Source organism: Sediminibacterium sp. C3, assembly GCF_000508085.1.
In the GTDB taxonomy this organism is placed as follows: Bacteria; Bacteroidota; Bacteroidia; order Chitinophagales; family Chitinophagaceae; genus Sediminibacterium.
Window position 1 is genome coordinate 2,767,042 of sequence record NZ_KI669560.1, and the last position, 21,350, is coordinate 2,788,391.

Here is a 21,350-nt window from a genome sequence, read left to right on the forward strand (position 1 = left end):
GGAAATGCCAGTCAATCAACATACCTATTGGTTCAGGGTTACATTCAAGGAAAAGCTGGATGAGTTTTGGTTTAGTGAAGACCTGCTGGAAATAAGCCCAAGATCAACGTGTGAATTTATCGAAAGCACTAATATTATTAAAATATCAAACACTTTGCTTTCCGTTCGAGAAATCATGAGAGTTTTAGAATATTACCGTGTCCAGCACGCACAGCTATCCGATTGGGGCGAAGTGGATTTATAGTATAATAAGAATGGATTTAAAAGCTAAAATTACGGCAACAGGTGGTTTTGTGCCAACGAACCGCAGAACGAATAACTACCTGGCTAACATAACAGATACCAGTAATGAGTGGATTATTAAACGTACCGGGATAAAAGAGAGAAGAATACTTGCGGACGAGTTGGCTACTTCGGATATGATTGTTCCGGCAATAGAAGATTTGATGAAAAATACGGATATGTCGTTGCAGGAAATAGACTGCCTTATCGTGGCTACCTGCACACCCGATATGCCTATGCCGTCCACGGCAAATATTGTCTGCCGCAAGCTGGGACTGAAAAATGTTTTCGGGTTTGATATTAATTCAGCCTGTACAGGATTTTTGTACGCCATTTCTTTGGGCGCATCGCTCATTGAGAGTAGAAAATACCGGAATGTGATTGTAGCAGGAGCCGACAAGATGAGCAGTGTGACCGATTTGCAGGACAGGAGAACCAATATCCTCTTTGGAGATGGAGCGGGTGCAGTGCTGTTGCAACTTTCTGATGATGAAACAGGCATACAGGACAGTCTGCTGTGCGGAAACGGAGATGGAGCGGAAATGTTGCTTATTGAAGGAGGCGGTTCTCTTTATCCTGCATCAATGGAAACATTGGGCAGCAGAAAACATTTTATCCGGCAGGATGGTCGTGCCGTATTCAGAAACGCCATTGAAAAGATGACAGCCGTTTCTAAAGCATTGCTGGACAAGAATGCACTTAGCATCGATAATGTTGACTGGCTTATTCCCCATCAGGCTAACATGCGGATAATTGAAGCGGTCGGGAAAGAATTGGGAATAGACGCAGGCCGTGTAATAAGCAATGTACAGTATTATGGAAATACAACGGCGGCCACTATCCCTTTATGTCTGTGGGATTATAAGGATAAATTCCAAAAAGGAGATTTGTTGCTTCTTACGGCATTCGGAGCGGGCTTTACCTGGGGCGCAACACTTTTAAAATGGGGAATGTGAGTTCAACAAGGAAATATTTTTTTAATCAGTTCATATATATTAATTATTTAAATTTTAAAACAATGGGAAATTCAAAAGAAAATCAGAGCCCAATCTTGGTAAAGATTGCCAATCAGCTACTTAAAGACCAGCAGGAGCTGGATTCTTTAGCAGTACAGTTGTCGCTTGGTAAAGCCGAAGCAAAAGACAAATTTAAAGAGGTGAAAACAGAGTTTAGGGAAAAGTTGCAGGATCTAAAACACACACTTTCATCTGAATATAAGGACAGTCAAGATTGGGTTAAGGAGACCAACGTTGCAATAGATGAATTTGAAAAAAACCTGGAGGAAAGTGCCGAAGAAGTTTTTGAGGAAAGTAAAGCAAATATCCTGAAAGCGGCAGAAAATCTAAAGGCACAAATAAAAAGAAATCCTACATCGGAGAAATTATTTCTTTTGTACACCACTTATTATGAGAAAGCGCAGTTACAGTTAGATGTACTGGAACAAAACATACAGAATAAAAAAGCAGAATTGACCGATTCTTATAAGCATAGCATAGAGGAAGCCAAAAAATCCGCAAAGGCAATCATCGATAAGCTCAATGACAAAAAAGAGGAAGCAGATTTTAAGACCGAAATCTTTAAGAAGGAAATAGGTCAAGTTTACGAGCATTTAAAAAAAGCAGTAAAAGCACTTGGTTAAGTTTCAAAAATCAACACTTTAAAAGTTTTAACAATGAAAAAAACATTCTATGTAGTGGCTGCTTTAAGTTTTATGGTAGCAACCACCGGTTGTGGCAATAATTCCGGAGAACATCTGGACAATGCGAAACAACATGCCGAAGAAGCGGGTAAAGAGGTTAAAGAGGCCGTAAATGATGCCCGGGAAGAATCTGCCACAAGAGCTACGGCCGATTGGGAAAAATTTAAAACGGAATCTGATAGTTCCATTGTAGAAACCCAAAAGCGGATTGACGAACTAAAACTAAAAATAGAAAAAGCGGATAAGTCCCAAAAAGAAAGACTGAAGGCAAAACAACAAAAGTTGCAGCATGAACTGGATGCCGAGAAAGAAAAGCTCAGCCTTCGGTATTCCAAATTTGAAACAAAATCACAGCAACTGAGTGACAGTACAAAAGCTGTGACAGCAGCATTCAAACAAGAGTTTGAACATGATATGGAAAGGCTTGACAAGGCCATAAAAGTTTTTTTTGAAGATAAGCAGTAAATAATATAGAAAAAGGCGGCAATGCAACTGTTTGCTTCGCTGCCTTTTTCATATTCTAAAAAGAACGTTCAAATGAAAAATGAGATGCATCCGGTATGAAAAGGTTACAATTAAAAAAATGGAACTATAATAAAAAAATGTACAATTTGAAGGAATTGTTACTGATTGCGTTCCTATGGATTGGAGCAGCTCTGCTATTTGTTTTCATTAAAATAAATGACCTTTCTGAATTTCGTCTTACAGAAGTCTATCAAGTGCAGCATTGGGTGTCCACTGTTCGTATTTATATCATTGCATTTCTGCTGTCAGGGCTGATTAGTATCCCTATGGGCATTATGCACCTTTTTGTTTATCCTGCCATCAATAAACAAAGTTTCGGTTTTATATTACGTATTAGATTGTTGAACATATTACTGCTAATAGTTTACTATTTCTTCATTTTTAATGGGAACCTGCACTCCTTTAATTTCTCCTTGATAATGTCTATAAGTGTATATGCAGTATTGATAGAAAGTTTCATCACTATCATTCTGTTGTTAAAAAGGAATCTGGGAGTAGGCTTTTTCTCCGATTTTTTTAAAAGTAATTACCTAAACCCGAGTAAGGAAGAACGGGTTTTTATGTTCCTTGACATGATAGATTCCACGCCATTGATACAACATTTAGGATCCTATGAATTCAGTAACTTAATGCAGGACTGCTTTGCAGACCTTTCCGATGCAGTGATGGAATACAACGGAATAATTTATCAATTTGTGGGTGATGAAGCTGTAATAACCTGGAAAACAAAACACGGATTCAGGTTTAGTAACAGCCTTGATTTTTATTATTCGTACCTGTGCATATTGGAGTCAAAAAAGGACTATTATACTCAAAAGTATGGTGTTTTGCCAAAGTTTCGGGCTGCTGTAAATAGTGGAGAGGTAACCATTGCCCTAGTCGGTGATATTAAAAGAGAAATAGCCTATTACGGAAATGTATTGAACACGTGTTCGCGCATCCAGAAATTGTCGGATAACGGCCAAAACCAAATCATCATATCCGAAAGTTTTTTTAAGCATGTGCAATACAGCGACAACTATTCCTTTCTTGCCTTAACTGATTTAAAACTGAAAGGAATCCCAGATATTAAAACGGCTTATGTGGTGAAACCCATCCGTACCAACTTCAACCGCTCTGTGTTATAACTAAAAAAAGAGGGAAGATGGAAAAACTAATCACAATCATCTTTGAGGCAGAAGAGCATGCTATAGAAGCATCAAAAGCAATGGAGCAGTTGGCTGAAAACAAGGATATCGCCGTCGAAGAGTTATACATCCTTTATAGGAATGAACAAGGTAATATTATCATCAGAGATGCCCAAAATCAGGAGATACCCCAATCTGTTATAAACACATTTGTCGGAGGTATCATTGGGATATTAGGCGGACCTCTAAATGTTTTATGGGGTTTGACCAACGGTGCAGTAGCCAAAAGGATAAGCAACCTGCTCCGTTACAGCAAAACATCAAAGATGCTGGAAAGGGCATCCAAAACTATTACAAATGGGAAGACAGCTATCGTTGCCCACATTGATGAATACTGGGAAATTCCCTTGAATATGGCAATGGAACCGTTTAATGTAGCTATCAAAAGGCTGAGCATAGATGAGGAACTGGGAAAATATATTCTTTGGAAGCAAAAGGCAATTGAGAAGAAAAATATAGCAAGCAAGAAAAAAGAGTAATTGTAATCTCGAAAGAAACTATGTATTGGACAACGCTCAAAGTTTATTAATGAAATTTAGAAAAAAAATCCGATGGAATTATACTATACTATTTCTGTTTTTATCGTATTGGCTTCTTTGTTTGCCTATTTAAATTACAGATTTTTAAAGCTGCCCGGCACGATAGGGATTATGATTATTGCGATGTTGGTTTCTATGGGCATACGCTTATTTGGCGATCAATATTTTCCGGATACGACCAAAGACTTTTTTGAATTGATCCAACAACTTGATTTCAATGAGATGTTAATGGGGGCAATGCTTAATTTTCTCTTGTTTGCGGGAGCTTTACATGTGAATGTTTCAGATCTCAAAGAACAAAAATGGGCTATCGTGACCTATGCAACAGTTAGTGTCGTGTTATCGGCATTTATAATTTCAGGGTTGCTGTATTATATAGCTCCTTTTTTAGGACTGAAAGTTCCTTACATCTATTGTTTGCTCTTTGGAGCTCTTATATCTCCGACAGATCCTATTGTGGTTTTAGGAGTTCTTAAAGAAGCAAAAGTTCCGAAGCATATTGAAACTAAAATTACCGGAGAATCCCTCTTCAACGATGGTGTAGCGGTGGTGCTGTTTGCTGTTGTTTTAAAACTTTATCTCCGGGTTGTTCTTTATAAAAGTGCAAGATTAATAAGTTTAATTAGTTAGGGATTTCTCAATGGGTATTAACCCCCTAATTCTGGGATTAAATATTGGCAAAGGTTTGACATTTTTTTCACGTTTGATATCATCCTGAATAGTTTTTTGACAATCTATTCCAGAACTATACAGGTATCTCCACCCTATTCAGTTTTAACGTAAAACAGAAATGATTCATTAAAGCTTTCCTCCATCATGCGGCTCAATGAGCAATTGCTCTACCGCTACAGGTTTTGCCTCAGCATCTAGTATTAATACCTGCTGTATGTCCTTTCCATCAATGGTTTCGCCTTTGTTAATAAGCCGGTACCCATTTTCATAAACTACGAAGTAGCCTGCAGGGGAGATAATTAATCCATTAAACACCATACTTTCTGTTTTGCGGTTAAACCCCCATGACACAACTTTTTTCCCTGCGATAAATTGCTCAAAAGAGTTCGCAAAAGTGATCTCCGAAACATATTTCCTCATTTCTGTTTGGCCCATCTCTTCTGGATCCCATATATCTTCTGTATCTCTTGCGATAGGAATACTTTCTGGATCCAGTATGGTATTATCTATGCTGGGAATCGATCCGACATTAGTGCCATTTACAACAAGCGAATACCCGTTGCTAAAACTGGTTACATAACCGCCAAGAAAAAAGTCATATCCGTTGCGCAGCCTAACACGTTTAAAGGGCATAAAGTACATTGAGACCGCAACCTGATGGATAATATTTTCATCAAAAGCTGTATAAAAATCTGTTTCCATTGCTCATTATTGTGTGTTAAATATATTAGTTATATGATGAATTTGAATTTAATAGTGAATATTCTAACCTTTGGCTCAATTAAAAGACCGATTACAAACCCATTCAAACAATTTGTGGGCAATGTTAATTGTTTGATTTTAGCAACTACTAAATAGGTACTGGTGTATAACGTCAAAAGAAAGAGTACTAATTGTTAGTTAGTGGGTCTTATACGGATATAGCTTTACAGTTTTAGAAAATAATTAAAACCCCAATTCAATTGGATCGGGGTTTTTGCTTTTAATTTTCAGTTCCAAAACAGCATTTATATCAGCAGCAAATTCTTCCAAACTGGCTCCTATAGAGGCTACAAAGCCCTCGAGCGAAAGCGAGAGGGTTTTTTTATTTGCGAACGTGCCGAATGTATTCGGTTAAGAGAGCAAGTGAAAAAACCCAGTATCGGCGCAGCCGATGCTAGGGCTTTGGGTAAGGCCCCAAAAAGGGGAAGACAGCCGAGCAAAGCGAGGCTGTCAATCCCGACTCAACAAAAAAAGAGGCCACATTACCGTGACCTCCTTGCTACAATTAATCAATCCCAAAATATTTAACCACCCGCATATAAATCCCAGTTGATTTCCGCCTGAGGACGAGGGAATTGTCTGAAGATGGTTCCTAAATCAAAGGAAGTAGGAATGGTATTCAATCTGTCGTATCTACGGGCATCAATCCATCTGTGGCCCCATGGCTCTGCCCATAAGGAATAACGGCGCTGATACAAGATTTCATTAATCAATGCTGCCTGAGTGGTAGCACCCGCATAGTTGCCAATATTGGCTGCAGTACGAATGATATTGATGGCATTTACCGCATCAGTAGTTTGATTCAACTGTGCATGTGCTTCTGCCTTAATTAAAATCAATTCCTCATTTTTAATGAATGGCATTGGAGCAGTATTGGTTGCCCATCTTTTATCCTGGTGAGTACCAACAAGAGGGGTAGCATCTGTGGTAACGGTTACAGGCGTTGCGCGCTGATGAAACTTCGCAGCTACTCTTGCGTCGCCAGGTGTAGCATCTGCCAGTACAGAAGGATGTACAACAATGATTGTGTTGATATTGGCATCCAGCACATAGAACATAGGATTGAATCCATCCGGTGGTGCACCAAAAGTATGAGCTGGTCCTGCATTTAATGAACCGGTCAGATTCATGAAAGAAAGATTCAATGCATTCAATGCACCCTGCCAGTCCTTTCTGTAGATGGCAACACGCGCTGTGATAGCTTTATTCAATCGCTTTAATCCATCTATATTATTAAATCCATTAAATCCTGCTGTCAGGGTAAATGGAAACACAGATCCTGCATTATTCAAATCCTCGTAACCAGCAGTTAGCAAGGAATCAATAAAACCAAGAGCAGCTGTATACGATCTTACAGGCCCTGGCTTCAATGGATCACTGATATCGGTTCTGATACCGTTTTCATATAACCAGTTGGCTGGAATCAGATACTGATAAGCCATAATAGTTTTAGCAAAACCAGCTACAGCTCGTTTTTCCTGTGCACTCAGTGAACCCGAATTATTAGCGGCATCAATCAATACCAATCCTTGCTTAATCGCCTGATAAGGCGCAGCATAAGATCCGCCCCCCGTAGCACCAAACCCAAAATAAGCAGCATCGGGTAATCGACCTGCCTGTCCGAGCCAGTCAGTCTGGAAACGGGGATCGGAAGCATTCAGATACCAGATTTCTCTGCCGAATGTATTCCAGGCCTGACAAATATTTGTTACGTACCCTTTGTGACGTTGCTCCAACCCCGTTACCAGAAATTGAATCTGTCTTCTGGATGCATTGTTGGTAACACTTGCTTCACTTGGATTATTGGGGTCTGTTAGTTCCTTAACCTTAAGTGGATTGCAACTAAACATAGCTGCGATCACACCGGTTGCAAATAGTATTGTAAACTTTTTCATATGCCTATGTATTAGAAGTCAATTTGTAGGTGAAAAAATAATCTTCTGGAAGTAGGATAAGGAGCCACATCCACGTTATTGGCAATTGCCTGAGCGCCAAATGTGGAAGTTTCCGGATCATATCCTACGTATTTGGTAGCCAGAAAAACATTGTTTCCGGAAATACCAATTCTTGCACGCTGAATAACATTTCCGAATGTGCGACTAACAGTTTCTTTTGGCAAAGTATAATACAAACCAACTTCACGAATTTTCAGGAAAGTAGCATCCTGCACCCAACGTCCTGCATTGTTGAATGGAGCCGGCGGACGCTGACGACCATCCGGAATACCATCCCGATTGCTATCATTAAACCAACCTCTGGTTGTACCACCACCATCTGTTAAGAAAGAAGTAAGGTTGATATTATCACCTCCTTTTCTATACTCAGTTAAAATACTTAAATCAAAGTTTTTAAGGAAAGTGATGTTGTTAGACCAGGATGTTGTCCAATCGGGTTGTGCATTTCCCCAAACAGTAAATACACCCGGAGATATGGCAGGAGTACCAACGATTGTTGTTGGAGGAAGACCCTGTTGAATCAGGAAGGTTCCTAAGGCAGTACCAAATGCGCCGGTTGTGTAAGATGGAATACCCAATCTGGTAATCAGCACATCATTCTTCCACCATAACAAACGAGAGAACCATCTGAAATTAGGTTTCTGAATAACCGTTCCGGACAAACCTAATTCAATACCCTTATTTCTCATCTCTGCTTCGTTACTGATGGTACTTACCACACCCGTTGCAGGAGACAATGTTAATGGCTGTAAATTGTTCTTGGTTGTCTTGATATAATAAGTGGCTTCGAACAAGATTTTGTTATTTAAAAGTCCTGCATCAATACCAAATTCCAATTCCTCAGCACGCTCAGGTAGAATATTGGTATTGCCCACACTGGTTGCTACAGTTGAACCCAATAAGCCGCCAATATTTACACCACCTAAAGAAGTAAATGTAGCACCGAAAGGTACAGGCCCTGCTGTTTGACCATAAGCAATTCTGGGCTTGAACTGAGAAATTGCATTGATCTTCCAGAAATCAAAATTGGTCAGGTTCACAGCCAATGATGCTTTAGGGAAAGCATAGAATCTGTTGACATTTCCGTTGGTATTCGATTTATCCCAACGCATACCAACAGTTCCTATGATCTTATCTTCAAAGTTCATTTGTTGTTGTAAGAAAACACCCACATCGCTTTGTGTACTTTCAAACTGAGATTCTACTTCCTGTACAGTCGCCTGTTTAATATTGGACTGGCCAGGAGCTAAACCACGGCCTCTATTGAACAAGCCACTATTCTTAAAGTCTAATCGTACTAAGCCCGCTTGTGTACTGAAATTCACTCGTTTAACCTGCCAGTCGTACACCAATGCAGCCTGGATATTGGTGTTCATGGTTTCCTGTCTTCCAATCAACACATCTCCCGGATTCGCCTGTCCTCTCTGGAATTGCAAATCATCTGGCAAATACACTTTAGTGGAATTTTGCAAATAATCAAGACCTCCATTCAATCTGAATTTCAATTGGGAATTTTCTTTTTTAAACAGATTAATATCCAATCCAAAAGACTGAATAAAACGATTTACCAATGAGTTGTTGATTGCCTTATCCGTTACAGCAACAGGATTCTCTGCGAAATAAGGGTTATCAGGATATACACCGTTTACCGGTCTTAGGTCAAAGTAGTTGGGCACATAAGCGATATTGTATCCGATACTAGCTCCAGAGTTATTCTGGTTGCCGGTAAACCCTCTATCGGTATTGGTTCTAATATAGTTTGAATTAACGGTAAGAACAATGTCTTTCGAAAGTTTGTGCTCAATATTGGCACGAATGGATTGTCTTTCAAATCCTGTTCTTCTTACTATACCGCCTTCATCGGTTAAGGATCCGGAAACAAAAAACTTTGTCTTCTCATCTCCGCCACGAATACTTAAACGGGAGTTAATTAAGGTAGCTGTGTTACCGTAAAAATAATCTTCGTAGTTCACGAAATTATTATTGGCTACTGCATTCTGAAAACGAGTGAGTTCAATGGGTCTTCTGGCAGCCGGAAAGAAGCTATTAATCTTAGCTTCACTCCAATTATCTACGCCCATCATTCTTAAAGGAGTAGCCATTCCTATATCCTGTCCAAAACTGATGGTGGTTTTTCCTGCCGCACCTTTCTTGGTGGTAATTACCAATACACCAGCATTTGCCCTGGTACCATAAATAGCAGCAGCAGAAGGTCCTTTTAACACTTCAATGCTTTCAATATCGGCAGGATTAATATCCGCCAAACGATTAGCCCCGTCGTCCTGACTGGCAGCACCGGCTCCGGTTACGGAAGCTCTACCCGTACGCTGAAAATCATTACTGATATAAACACCATCCAATACAATCAATGGAGCTGATGCTTGCGTTAAGCTAGATAAACCGCGTAACTGTATATTGATACCTCCACCAGGTGCACCTGAATTCATTCGGATATTGGCCCCGGAAACTTTGCCATATAAAGCACCGTCCGCTGTTTGAATTTGTGTAGTACCCGTTAAATCCTTGGCAGATACCGTGGTAATAGCATTTGCCAAATTCGATCTTTTAATAGAAGAAGCAAGACCCGTAATAACCACTTCTTTTAGCGAGCTCACTTCCTCTTCCATAGAAAACTGCGCTACTGGTTTACTATCTGAAACTGAAACTTCCATCGTTTTAAAACCAACGTATTTCAAAACAAGCACCACTGATTTTGAATTGGTTTTAATGGAAAAGTTTCCTTTGGCATCTGTAGTAGTTACCAAACTGGTTCCTTTTACTGAAACAGAAACTCCGGTCAGTGGATTTCCCGAGACTGCTTCTTTTACAGTACCTGAAGCCGTAAAGCCCTGTGCCTCTGCAAAAAATCCTTTCAGCACAAAAAGCATTACTAAAAAAACTTTGAATAGATAAAGTTTCTTCATGCGAATTAGTTTTTGGTTAATGAATAAAATATCCTGAGGCATTAAATTATTAAACAAAACAAAAATTCAGGTGGTAGGAAATAGCCTGTTTAAAACCTATGGTTATATTCTGTATTTTTCGCGAATTTCAGGATAGATTTATTGCTTATGTGCTACTACAATTCATTAAAATTACCAGCCAAAAAAGAGCTTACACTGAAAGGGAAAACAAAATCCATTCCTGCCACTGATATTACAGTGCAGTCTGGTTTTGCCTACCAATCCTGGCCAATTATTATAGAAAACAATGCAGGTGAATGGGAGCCGGAACTGGCACACTGGGAATTCATACCCTGGTTTATTAAAAATCTGGGAGAGTTACAGGAGAGCAGAAAAAAATACAACACACTCAATGCTACTTCAGAAAAATTATTTGAAAGCAAAGTTTACCAAGCGGCAGCAAAATCCAGAAGATGCCTGGTCTTAAGTACTGGGTTCTTTGAATGGAGACATTACCAAAGGCCGGAAGATAAAAAACCGGTTGCTTTTCCCTATTATATTCATAGTGCATATAAGCAGGAAGACCTGCTCTTCATGGCTGGTATCTGGCAACCCTGGACCGACCAACTTTCTGGTGAAATGATACATAGTTTTGCCATCGTTACCACACAGGCAAATGGTTTGATGGAAAAAATTCACAACACCAAAAAACGGATGCCCACCATTTTGCCCACAACACTGGCAGAAGAATGGATCAGCCCCATCAGAGAAAACAGAGTGAAGGAACTAGCTGCCTATCAGGCTGAAGAAGGAACCTTAACTGCCTACTCGCTTTCCAAAGATTTTAATAAGGGGATTTTCAATCCGCTGGAGGAAGTGGAGTACAAAAACCTCCCACCATTATAAGGTATGACGGCTCCCCTTTATTACATCAAAAACATGTAGTATCTGGGGGAACAAAGCTGCCATGTACTCACTGGCCCCTGAAAGGGATCCGGGGAAGCTCATCACCAGGGTATTATCAATCAGACCGGCTACGCTTCTGGATAACATTGCATAGGGCATGCGATTTTGTCCATAATTTCTGGCAGCTTCCATAATGCCAGGCAGTTCCTTCTGCAACATCGGCTTCAGAATATCCGGTGTAATATCGCGGTGAGAAACCCCGGTACCGCCTACCAAAATCAACAACTGATTCTTCGCATTCGTATTTGCTTCCACAGCATTTCTGATTGCGTCTGCTTCATCTGGTATAACGCCATAATCAGGCACAGATACACCCAATGCTTCCAAGGCTTCCACCACTGCTTTACCTGCACTATCTTCCCCCTTTCCTGCAGCAATGGTGTCTGAACAAACAATAACAGCTGCATTCAATCCTTTGTCTGCATACTTTTTCTTATCTGACTTGCCGCCTGTTTTTGACTGTAGTTTAATTTCCTGTATGCTTACATGCTTATCAATCGGCTTCAGCATATCATATAAAGTGAGGGCCGCAATAGAAGCACCATGCATGGCTTCCACTTCTACACCCGTTTTATAAACCGTATGCACTTCCACTTCTATTAATACTTTCAAATCCTTGATGGTAAAACGAACATCCGTATACTCAACAGGAAGCGGATGACAATCCGGTATCAGCTCGCTTGTCTTTTTTACCCCAAACAATGCCGCCACTTTCGCAAAAGAAAAAACATCTCCCTTGGGCACTTTCTGCTGAACAATCGCATCAATCGTATCCTGACTGGACACCAATACAGATGCTTCAGCAATGGCTTTGCGCAGGGTGTTTGATTTATGGGTGATATTAACCATTCGTTTTAATTATTTTGTTTCCAGACTGTTGATTGATTGGTACAGATTTCCTTACCCCAAATGGGCAGCTCTTTTTTAATCGTTTCTACCATTTCACTGCAGGCATCAATGGCATCCCTGCGATGGGCCGAAGAAGTAAAAACGAACAAACAGATTTCACCAACGGCTACCCGTCCCAGGCTATGATATATATGCATGCAGGTCAATGCGTATTTTTCAAAAAATTGTTCCCGAATCACGGCCATTTTTTCTTCCACCATTAATTCATAAGCAGTGTACTCAATAGCAACTACTTTTTCTCCGTTCAACTCATCCGCTCTTACCTGACCTAAGAAAATGCTATGTGCCCCAATATTCGTTTTAGCAGCATGCTTCTGAATATCATCTGCTATTTTTTGTGCAGGAATGGGTCCCTGAAAAAAAATACGATGCTGTTTTTTACTACTCATTGTTTACAGTATTAAAATACGCGGTTAATCCCCCCTTTACACTATAGGTTTCAACTCCCTTATGCAATTTAATGTATTGTGCTGCATAAACACTTCTGATGCCCTGATGACAAATAATGTAAACAGGTTGATTGGGTAGCTGATCCAGGGATTCCTTCAATACAGACATGGGTATCCGGGCATGAACAAAATCAACTGTTGGATACTCATGTAACTCTCTTACATCTAAAACAAAATGTCCAGGCTGTTTAAGTACTTCAAGTAATTGTTTAACATCTATTTCCGCAATATCAATATCGTCCAGCTCTTCTTCTTCATTTATACATTCCATGTCGTAATTCGTTTGATAAAAAAAGGACTCATCAATTACTGGAGCTTCCGGATTATGGGTCAATCCAATTTCATACCAGCTTCCTGATAAAAAATGATAGTTGAGTAATCTGCTATTTTGCATCTTGCCCAAACGGGTAATCCATTTGATTGCTTCAGCAGCCTGCATGGTTCCGATTATACCAGGCAAAACGCCAATTACGCCTGTCTCTTCACAACTGGCAAACTCATTGCGCAAAGGTTGCTTTGGAAACAAATGACGATAGTGGACGGAGTCAGGAATTTGGATATTATTCATTACAGCCACCTGACCTTCATATTCGGAAACGGCTCCGTATATCCATGTTTTATTAAGCAGTACGCATACATCATTTATCAGGTATTTGGCGCCAAAATTATCAGTAGCATCCAACACGCAATCAAATTCTTTAATGATGTACAAGGCATTTTCTTTATTCAACTGAAAAGGATATTGCATAACCTGAATACCCGAATTCAGTTTCTTTATTTTTTTAGCAGCCACGCTAACTTTTAATTGACCTATATCTGACTCGTCAAACAAAACCTGCCGATGCAGATTGCTTAAACTGACCCGATCAGCGTCCATGATTCCAATGGTTCCAACACCGGCACCCGCCAGATATTGTAATATAGGGCATCCCAATCCCCCCATACCCACAATCAGCACTTTTGCTTCCGCTAATTTTTGCTGGGCATCTACACCAAATCCGGGCAGTATCATTTGTCTGATATAACGATTATAGTCTGCCATTATCCTCCGGAATAAGGTGGCATTATTGCAACAGTATCTCCCTGCTTCAGCTGGCAATTTTCATGAATAATCTGTTGGTTCAATGCCAGAAAATATTTTTTATTAGCCAGCGCAGGAAAACGACCTAACAACCCTTTCATCAATATATTTGTATCCGCACAGTAGTCCCAGGATAACTCTCCTACCTGGGTTATATCTGTTACCGAACCAAAAAACAATACTTTAATACCCATACACTCAATTTACAAACAACAATTTAGAAACCGCCAATATCAGTACCACAGCTAAAATAAATTTTAACTGTGTGGTCTTGAATCTGGATGAGCCTAAATAAGCACCCAGCCAACCTCCTATTAAAACAAAAACAATAATCATGTACATGGAAGGTGCCAGATCAAAACCTTTTTTCCATTGTCCCAGCATTCCGGATGCCGAATTCAAAAATATAAAAATAGAACTAATGGCTGCTGTTTGCTGCATGGTTGCCCAACCCATCATCAATAATAATGGCGACAATAAAATACCCCCGCCCATACCTATCATGCCTGAAAGCAATCCTATGACAGCTCCAGCCATACTCAGCCAATACCATTGAGGACTGGAAATATTTTCAACAGCCGGCGGCTTCAATACCATTCTGACAACCGCAATCAATAAAACAATGGCCAGTATTTTTTTATACAAGGGTTCTGAAACAGGCACAACACTTCCGAGATAAGCAGCTGGTATTGAAGTAATCACCAATGGCCACAACAAAGTAGATTTAAAATGCCTGGCTTTATAAAAAGAGAGAAAAGAAACCAGTGAAACAATTAAGTTGAGAATCAAAGCGGTAGGTTTCATTACCAATGGACTCATATTCAAAAGCGCCATCAGTGCCAGATAACCACTGGCTCCGCCATGACCAACAGATGCATACAGAAATGCAACAATTAAAAATGCAATTCCCTCTATCCACACTTGTTCCATATCGCAATGTTAGAATAAATAAACGGTAACCAACTGGCCTTTGGAAAAACGGAATTCCGCAGCAGGCAATTCAACCCAGCAATTGGCTTCAGAAAAAGCCCCAACTTGATAAGATGCCTGTGCCGCTGAAATGGTTACTTCTCCATTTAGCAGGGATGCTTTTACAAAAAAATCAAGTGGCGTGTTTTTTTCATAATCGTGTGCCAACCTCGCCTGTTGTGTAGGCGAAAGCTGCATACCCATTGTTAACTGAATAACCGGCTTTACATATTGCTGAAAACAATGCAATACCGAGCTGGGATTTCCCGGTAATCCTATAATCAGTTTTTGATTGAACTGGCCTGCATACAATGGTTTTCCCGGCTTCTGTTTTACACCATGAAAAATAGTTTCCACTCCCAGTTCTTTGGCAGCTGTTGCTACAAAATCATAGTCCCCCACACTTACCCCGCCCGTTAACAAAATCAAATCAGCCCATTGAAGCGCCTGATCAATGGCCGCTTTTGTATCGGCTAAAATATCTTTTACCCAGCTCAATTGAATTTGATGAACACCCAGCTGCTTCAAAGCTGCCGTCAAGCCAATTGAATTGGATTCGTATACCTGACCATACGCAAGCATATTGCCAGGTATTACCAATTCATTACCCGTTATTATCAAAGCTATTTTAGGTGCAGGAAAAACGGAAACTTGCGTAATTCCCAGACTGGCCAGCATGGATATTTGGTATGCATGCAGACAGGTACCCTTGGCAATCACTACTGCATCTTTCTGAACAGAAGATCCGGGCATTCTGATATTCAAACCAATCTCCTGCTTTACTTGTCGAATGATAACGCCCCCGTCTTTTTCTTCCACCCATTCTTTCTGCACTACCCAGACAGCTCCGGCAGGAACAGGTCCACCGGTGAATACTTTAATGGCCTTCCCCTCCTGCAAAATCAACATACGATTAGTACCAGCAGGCAATTCATCCTGCAATGGCAGAAACTGATCTGTTGCAAAACTATTAACAGCATAACCATCCATGGAGGATTGCAGAAATCCAGGCATATCTATAGGACTCTTGATATCCGTTGCAACCACCATACCCGCTGATTCCGACAATGGAATGATTACCGGTTTCAAAGTCCTGACTTTGCTGTACAATGCCTGTTTAGCTTCGCTTACTGTGATCATAGTATTTAACCACCTATTGCTATCATACTTCTGTTGTGCAACAGATCGGTATTAATTTTTTCAAATTCCTTTGAGAACTGTCCACCCAGTTCCCGATGTTTTTTATAAATGGAATCTTCAATCAATGGAAGAACATTCTCTCCTTTCCTCAATGCCGTTAACAAATCTGTTTCTTCAGATGAAAACAGACAGTTCTTTATTTTCCCGTCTGCTGTTAAGCGTATGCGATTACAGGTATTACAAAAAGGCGCACTCATGGTACTGATGACAGCAAAACTGCCCGCATGATTTTCGATAGTATATCGTTTACTGGTATCATTAGGCTCACTCATGGCTGTTGCGATTTTGTATTCCTTACCAATAATATTCAGCATCTCCTGCAAGGTTAACAGTTTGTCACTGTTCCATTTATTGCCATCAAAAGGCATGAATTCTATGAACCTTATTTGAATGGGCGTGTCTTTCGTCCACGCAATAAAATCCAATATTTCATGGTCATTCATTCCTTTCACTACCACCACATTTATTTTCAGCTTAAATCCATGCGCCAGCAATAAATCTATATTGGTCTTGACCTGATTAAACTGATCTCTTCTGGTTAGCAGCTGAAACTTTTCCTTTTGTAAAGTATCTAAACTGATATTCAGAGATTGAATACCTGCTTGATTTAACTCATCAATGAATAAATGAACCCGGGTAGCATTGGTAGTCATGGACAAGTTAACACCCAGCTTACCCAAGGCTTTAATAATAGCAGCAGCATCTTTGCGAACCAAGGGCTCCCCGCCCGTTAGCCTTATTTTTTTTACACCATTCTGCACAAACAAAGACGCCAGATGAACAATCTCGTCTTTTTGCATCAAACGCTGATTCGGCATAAAAGCATAGTCTTCTTCGGGCATACAATAAAAGCAACGCAGATTGCAATTATCCGTCAAAGAAATTCGCAGATAGTCGTGTATTCTATTGTGTTGGTCAATCAGCATTTTCTTTCTTTAACATTTCACTAAACCGCTCATAGTCGGATACCGTATCTATGTCCAATCCTCCCATTTCAAAATCCACTGTTTCCAAATCATCGGGATAATGATGCAATATAACCCGAGCTCCTTTATCTCCTTTCAATTGATCTAATTCTTCAAAATATTTTGCTGACAATAATAGTGGGGTTCCGGCAACACCCTGGTAAACGGCGGCTATCAGCCCCTTTTTTGATTCCTGGTGAAGCTGTATCATGCTTTGCAAAAGAGCCTGGTTTAAAAATGGCTGATCTGCTACGAGGATGAACAAAAATTGCATATCCCCACATTGCTGCTGCATGGCTGTTAGTCCTTTTTGTATGGAAGAACTCATTCCTTTTTGATATTCAGCATTGTAAACCAGATGAACTCCGGCATTTTGTATTACAGAACTTATTTCCTGGTGATAACGACCCGTTACAATAGATAGAATATTGGGATTGAGGACCAATACCTCATCAAGAATTTTTTCAAGTATTGTTTTTCTTTAAAAGGCAATAACATCTTGGCCTTTCCCATTCGGGAAGCTTCTCCTGCCGCTAATATCATAACCCCCCATTTCATAGTTTGCTATGTATAGGAGTCAACTGATCTCTTAAATGTACAGGCAATCTGCTTTCCATGACTGCCATGATTTCTGCACAAACAGAAAGGGCTATTTCTGCAGATGTTTCTGCTCCCAGCGCCAATCCGGTTGGCCCATAGATATGTTTGATTTGCTCAGCCGAAAATTCAATTCCCTGATCTTTCAACTCTTGCAGCAAGCGATCCCGTTTTGCTGAAGGCCCCAATAAACCGATATAGTTGAAATAATATGCATGCATGGTTCGTAAAAAAGCCAGATCGTAATTGTAATTATGCGTCATTAAAATAATAGCAGTTCTATCATCAAGTGTTAGCTGAGGAATTACTCCTTCTGGTTTGCCAACCAGGATACGGCTGGCTGCAGGAAAACGCTGCGCATTCGCATGTGTAGGTCTTCCATCCACTATTGTTGTACTCCATCCAATTAATCTGGCCATCGCTTCCAATGGTATGGTATCGTTTCCAGCACCTACTATGATTAAAGAAACCGCAGGCATCAGGTACTCAACAAATACTTCCTGCTGAGACACCCCTGTATCAACGATAACATACTCCGATTTTTTTCCTGCCAGCACCCTTTGAGCAGCTTCTTTTACAAGAGAGGATTCTATATCGGCAATTTGATTGTGCAATAAAGTTCCCCAGTGCTCATTCCGATTACGGCTAAAACCAGTAATCAATACCTGAGGATGTCTCAACTGCAGCATTGCCTTCAACCCCATAATAAAATCAGGGTGAGCAAAATTCAGGGGCTCAAATAAAATGCTAACGATGCCATTGCAACCCAGTTGAACACCCAACTTGGCATCGTCTTCATCCGTTGTATCGTATACAACTAATTTTTTTTTGCCCTGTGCAATGGCAAGCGCGGCTTTACGCAAAGCATCCCCCTCCAAACAACCTCCGCTGATAGCGCCAATGTATTTTCCATCTTCACTTACCAGCATACGTGCGCCAGGTCTTCTATACGAAGAACCTTCCACATGCACAACAGTTGCCAGCGCCATGCGCTGTTTCTCCTGTGCCATTTGTTCAAATGCATGAACAATATCCGCTAATTCCTTCATGAAATTTCTAACTTATTATCTGCGCTTCTTTACCTGCTCAGGCAATACTGGCTTGGCATTCTTGTTGCCCCAGCTATTCTGTATATAATTCAATACATCTGCCATTTCCTGATCCGATAGATATTCCACACTGGGCATTGCCCCATTATAGGTTACCCCGTTCACTTTAATTTCACCTGACTGACCCTTGATTAATACATCAATAATTTCATTGCTGCTTTTCTTCAAAAAATCAGATTGGGCAACGGGTGGAAATACCCCTTCCAATCCTTTTCCATCCTGCATATGACAATTCATGCAACTGGTTTCGTATACTTTTTTTCCTGCTTCAATGCTTTTTTTTAAGTTAAAAGGCTGCACAAATGCAAGAGAAAGTAAACCACTCACCATCATCACCGACACAGTCTTTATTCCAGCTTTCATTTATTTGCAATTAAGATTTATCCAATACAATTCTACAATCAACCAACCTATACTATTTTATTTATGTCAAAGGGCAATCTGCGGATACGCTTACCAGTAGCAGCAAATATTGCATTACACAAGGCCGGTGCAAATGGTGGCAAGCCGGGCTCACCCACGCCCTTAATCTTATCACCGCCATTCGCTAATATATGTACTTCAACTTTGGGCATTTCGTTAATGCGAACCAATGGATTATTGTGAAAATTGGATTGAACGGTTGCACCTTTATCAAAAGTAATACCCCCTTTGATTGCCGCTGTCAAAGCCATAACCGCTGCGCCCTCTACCTGTGCACGGGTATTATCCGGATTCACAACTGTGCCCAGATCAATCACCGCAACCACTTTTTCAATTTTTACACCCGTACCTTTCTTAGACACTTCAATCACAAAACCAGCCTGACCAGCAAAGAACTCATATTGTGCAACACCTCTACCCCAACCTGCAGGCAAAGGTTTATCCCAATTGGAAACTTCTTTCAGCTTATTCAGAATGGTCTTGGTATCAGAGTCCTTGGTTAACATACCCAGACGGAATGCCATTGGATCTTTTTTAGCAGCCACGGCCATTTCATCGATAAAGCACTCATGCGCAAAAGCAAGCGTGGTACTGGTTACCGCTCTCCAGGCAGCCAATGGCACGTGCAGATAATGATGAACATAGAGATTCTTCATATGTTCTATTTCATATTTCTGCTCACTGATGCCTTCGGTCATGGTACCATCTGCCTTGGTAACATCATAGTCCTTTTTCATGTCAAGGGTACCAGATATAACTTTATGCTGAAAGGCAATGGCTTTACCACTGGCATCCAAAGCACCTTTCATGGCAGAAAAAGTCATGGGTCTGAATGGACCTTGTTGTGTATCATCTTCACGGGTCCAGATAGATTTTACTGGCTTTCCTACTTTTTTACTTAATTGAACGGCTTCATGAATATAATCCGGATACAATCTTCTTCCGAATCCACCACCATTAAACAATACATGTAATTTTAAATCTTCCTGCTTTACACCGTAGGTTTTTGAAAACTCGTTCACCACACTTCCGGGGACCTGCGTAGAAGTCCATATTTCCAATTTATTTCCCTCTGTCCAGGAAGCCAAACAGTTCATAGGCTCAATGGGAGAATGAGAAACAACAGGTGTTTCATAGAATGCCTCCAGTTTAACCGGAGCCCCGGAAAATACCTGATCAAAATTTCCCTGCTGGTGCTCTACTGCTCCTTCTTTTTTAGCAGCATCGCGCATGCTTTGCTCGTAGTCCTTCGAATTAAACTGATCATTGCCCTGATGATCCCATTTAACCACCAGCGCTTTTCTACCCTGAACAGCAGCCCAATAGTTTTCGGCAATCACAGCAACACCTTCCGATTTATAAATACCATGAATGCGTTCACAGGTTTCCACCGCAATAACGCCTTTCACTTTTTTAGCAGCTGTTGCATCAAAGCTCACCAGTTTACTGCCAAACACTTTGCATCTTTCAATAGAAGCATATACCATGCCCGGAACAGAAGCATCAATTCCAAATTTGGCCGTACCATTTACTTTGATTGGAATATCCGGACGCGGAGCTGACTTGCCTAATATTTTGAAATCTTTCGGATCTTTTAAAGTAGGATTTTTGGGCGCTTCCAGTTTAGACGCAGCTTCAGCCAATTCGCCATAACCTAATTTTTTACCACTGGGTCGATGGATCACAGTTGCATTTTCAGCATAACACTCTGATACAGGCACACCCCATTGTTTACTTGCAGCGTTCAGCAACATTTCCTTTGCAGCAGCTCCTACCTTTCTTAAGCTTGTATAATTGGTTCTAACAGAGGAACTACCGCCAACAAACTGTGCGGGTCCGTATTTTTTTTCTCCGCCCGTTTGCTTAATCACTATTTTATCCATTGACACTTCCAGTTCCTCTGCAATCAATGCAGGAATAGACTGATAAGTACCCTGACCAATTTCAGGTTTGGTATTAAAAATGGTTACCACACCCGCCTGATCAATCATCACCAAAGGCGACAATTCAAATGCATTGCTGGCAGCGGTAATATTTTCAATTATTGCAGAACCATCGGCTTTCACGCCCATGCCCATAATTAAACCTGCACCTGTTAAACCGGTGAGGCGTAGAAAATTTCTGCGATCGATGGAAGATTTTTGCTGAGTCATTTTTT

At 40.5% G+C, this 21,350-nt stretch carries 21 protein-coding genes and 1 pseudogene; 8 read left to right on the forward strand and 14 right to left on the reverse strand.

What is annotated here, in order from left to right:
• Positions 1-4 precede the first annotated feature (4 nt).
• The 7 genes from F777_RS16745 to F777_RS16755 all read left to right on the forward strand — a co-directional run bounded on the left by F777_RS16745 (position 5) and on the right by F777_RS16755 (position 4,862).
• Positions 5-244: a hypothetical protein gene (locus F777_RS16745; protein WP_037369490.1), complete on the forward strand. Its 240-nt coding sequence runs from the start codon at positions 5-7 to the stop codon at positions 242-244.
• A 10-nt stretch (positions 245-254) separates the two neighbouring features.
• Positions 255-1,238, forward strand: a complete 984-nt coding sequence (locus F777_RS0112920) for a beta-ketoacyl-ACP synthase III (protein WP_037369492.1) — start codon at positions 255-257, stop codon at positions 1,236-1,238.
• Between the two features lie 62 nt (positions 1,239-1,300).
• Complete coding sequence (locus F777_RS0112925; protein ID WP_139166666.1) at positions 1,301-1,921, forward strand: hypothetical protein; 621 nt, start codon at positions 1,301-1,303, stop codon at positions 1,919-1,921.
• Positions 1,922-1,954: 33 nt separating this feature from the next.
• Positions 1,955-2,446, forward strand: coding sequence for a hypothetical protein (locus F777_RS0112930; RefSeq protein ID WP_026752410.1), 492 nt, complete (start codon positions 1,955-1,957; stop codon positions 2,444-2,446).
• A gap of 95 nt (positions 2,447-2,541) precedes the next feature.
• Complete coding sequence (locus F777_RS17420) at positions 2,542-3,633, forward strand: adenylate/guanylate cyclase domain-containing protein (RefSeq protein WP_051408610.1); 1,092 nt, start codon at positions 2,542-2,544, stop codon at positions 3,631-3,633.
• 17 nt (positions 3,634-3,650) lie between these two features.
• Positions 3,651-4,172: a hypothetical protein gene (locus F777_RS0112940; RefSeq protein ID WP_026752411.1), complete on the forward strand. Its 522-nt coding sequence runs from the start codon at positions 3,651-3,653 to the stop codon at positions 4,170-4,172.
• A 72-nt stretch (positions 4,173-4,244) separates the two neighbouring features.
• Positions 4,245-4,862, forward strand: coding sequence for a cation:proton antiporter domain-containing protein (locus F777_RS16755; RefSeq protein ID WP_081720515.1), 618 nt, complete (start codon positions 4,245-4,247; stop codon positions 4,860-4,862).
• Between the two features lie 168 nt (positions 4,863-5,030).
• Here F777_RS16755 and F777_RS0112950 read toward each other — a convergent pair whose 3' ends face one another.
• The 3 genes from F777_RS0112950 to F777_RS0112970 form a co-directional block, all read right to left on the reverse strand.
• The gene (locus F777_RS0112950) at positions 5,031-5,606 is read right to left on the reverse strand and encodes a hypothetical protein (RefSeq protein ID WP_026752412.1); all 576 of its coding nucleotides are present in this window, start codon (positions 5,604-5,606) and stop codon (positions 5,031-5,033) included.
• A gap of 584 nt (positions 5,607-6,190) precedes the next feature.
• On the reverse strand, positions 6,191-7,561 hold the full coding sequence (locus F777_RS0112965) for a RagB/SusD family nutrient uptake outer membrane protein (protein ID WP_026752413.1): 1,371 nt from the start codon (positions 7,559-7,561) through the stop codon (positions 6,191-6,193).
• A gap of 11 nt (positions 7,562-7,572) precedes the next feature.
• A complete protein-coding gene (locus F777_RS0112970; protein WP_026752414.1) occupies positions 7,573-10,545 on the reverse strand; it encodes a SusC/RagA family TonB-linked outer membrane protein in 2,973 nt (990 codons plus the stop codon).
• 147 nt (positions 10,546-10,692) lie between these two features.
• Between F777_RS0112970 and F777_RS0112975 the strand changes: the two genes are divergently transcribed.
• Positions 10,693-11,430: an SOS response-associated peptidase gene (locus tag F777_RS0112975; protein WP_026752415.1), complete on the forward strand. Its 738-nt coding sequence runs from the start codon at positions 10,693-10,695 to the stop codon at positions 11,428-11,430.
• On the opposite strand, the gene moaCB is transcribed toward F777_RS0112975, so the two are convergent.
• The 11 genes and pseudogenes from moaCB to F777_RS0113030 form a co-directional block, all read right to left on the reverse strand.
• Positions 11,425-12,339: a bifunctional molybdenum cofactor biosynthesis protein MoaC/MoaB gene (gene moaCB, locus F777_RS0112980; RefSeq protein ID WP_026752416.1), complete on the reverse strand. Its 915-nt coding sequence runs from the start codon at positions 12,337-12,339 to the stop codon at positions 11,425-11,427. The genes F777_RS0112975 and moaCB overlap by 6 nt on opposite strands.
• A 5-nt stretch (positions 12,340-12,344) precedes the next feature.
• Positions 12,345-12,788, reverse strand: a complete 444-nt coding sequence (locus F777_RS0112985) for a molybdenum cofactor biosynthesis protein MoaE (protein WP_026752417.1) — start codon at positions 12,786-12,788, stop codon at positions 12,345-12,347.
• Complete coding sequence (locus F777_RS0112990; RefSeq protein WP_026752418.1) at positions 12,781-13,890, reverse strand: HesA/MoeB/ThiF family protein; 1,110 nt, start codon at positions 13,888-13,890, stop codon at positions 12,781-12,783. The genes F777_RS0112985 and F777_RS0112990 overlap by 8 nt, the downstream gene beginning before the upstream one ends.
• The gene (locus F777_RS0112995; RefSeq protein ID WP_026752419.1) at positions 13,890-14,123 is read right to left on the reverse strand and encodes a MoaD/ThiS family protein; all 234 of its coding nucleotides are present in this window, start codon (positions 14,121-14,123) and stop codon (positions 13,890-13,892) included. The genes F777_RS0112990 and F777_RS0112995 overlap by 1 nt, the downstream gene beginning before the upstream one ends.
• 4 nt (positions 14,124-14,127) lie before the next feature.
• Positions 14,128-14,859: a sulfite exporter TauE/SafE family protein gene (locus F777_RS0113000; RefSeq protein ID WP_037369495.1), complete on the reverse strand. Its 732-nt coding sequence runs from the start codon at positions 14,857-14,859 to the stop codon at positions 14,128-14,130.
• Between the two features lie 9 nt (positions 14,860-14,868).
• Entirely contained in the window at positions 14,869-16,038 is a 1,170-nt protein-coding gene (locus F777_RS0113005; protein ID WP_026752421.1) for a molybdopterin molybdotransferase MoeA, read from the reverse strand.
• Between the two features lie 5 nt (positions 16,039-16,043).
• Complete coding sequence (moaA, locus tag F777_RS0113010; RefSeq protein ID WP_026752422.1) at positions 16,044-17,024, reverse strand: GTP 3',8-cyclase MoaA; 981 nt, start codon at positions 17,022-17,024, stop codon at positions 16,044-16,046.
• Positions 17,014-17,621 (reverse strand): annotated as a pseudogene (locus F777_RS0113015) (NTP transferase domain-containing protein). The gene moaA and the pseudogene F777_RS0113015 overlap by 11 nt, the downstream one beginning before the upstream one ends.
• Positions 17,618-18,709 (reverse strand): XdhC family protein, encoded by a 1,092-nt coding sequence (locus tag F777_RS0113020; RefSeq protein ID WP_026752424.1) that lies wholly within the window; start codon positions 18,707-18,709, stop codon positions 17,618-17,620. The pseudogene F777_RS0113015 and the gene F777_RS0113020 overlap by 4 nt, the downstream one beginning before the upstream one ends.
• Positions 18,710-18,724: 15 nt before the next feature.
• Complete coding sequence (locus F777_RS0113025; protein WP_081720517.1) at positions 18,725-19,132, reverse strand: c-type cytochrome; 408 nt, start codon at positions 19,130-19,132, stop codon at positions 18,725-18,727.
• Positions 19,133-19,179: 47 nt separating this feature from the next.
• Positions 19,180-21,345 carry a xanthine dehydrogenase family protein molybdopterin-binding subunit gene (locus F777_RS0113030; RefSeq protein ID WP_026752426.1) on the reverse strand — a complete coding sequence of 722 codons (2,166 nt, stop codon included), beginning with the start codon at positions 21,343-21,345 and terminating at the stop codon, positions 19,180-19,182.
• Between the last annotated feature and the right edge of the window lie 5 nt (positions 21,346-21,350).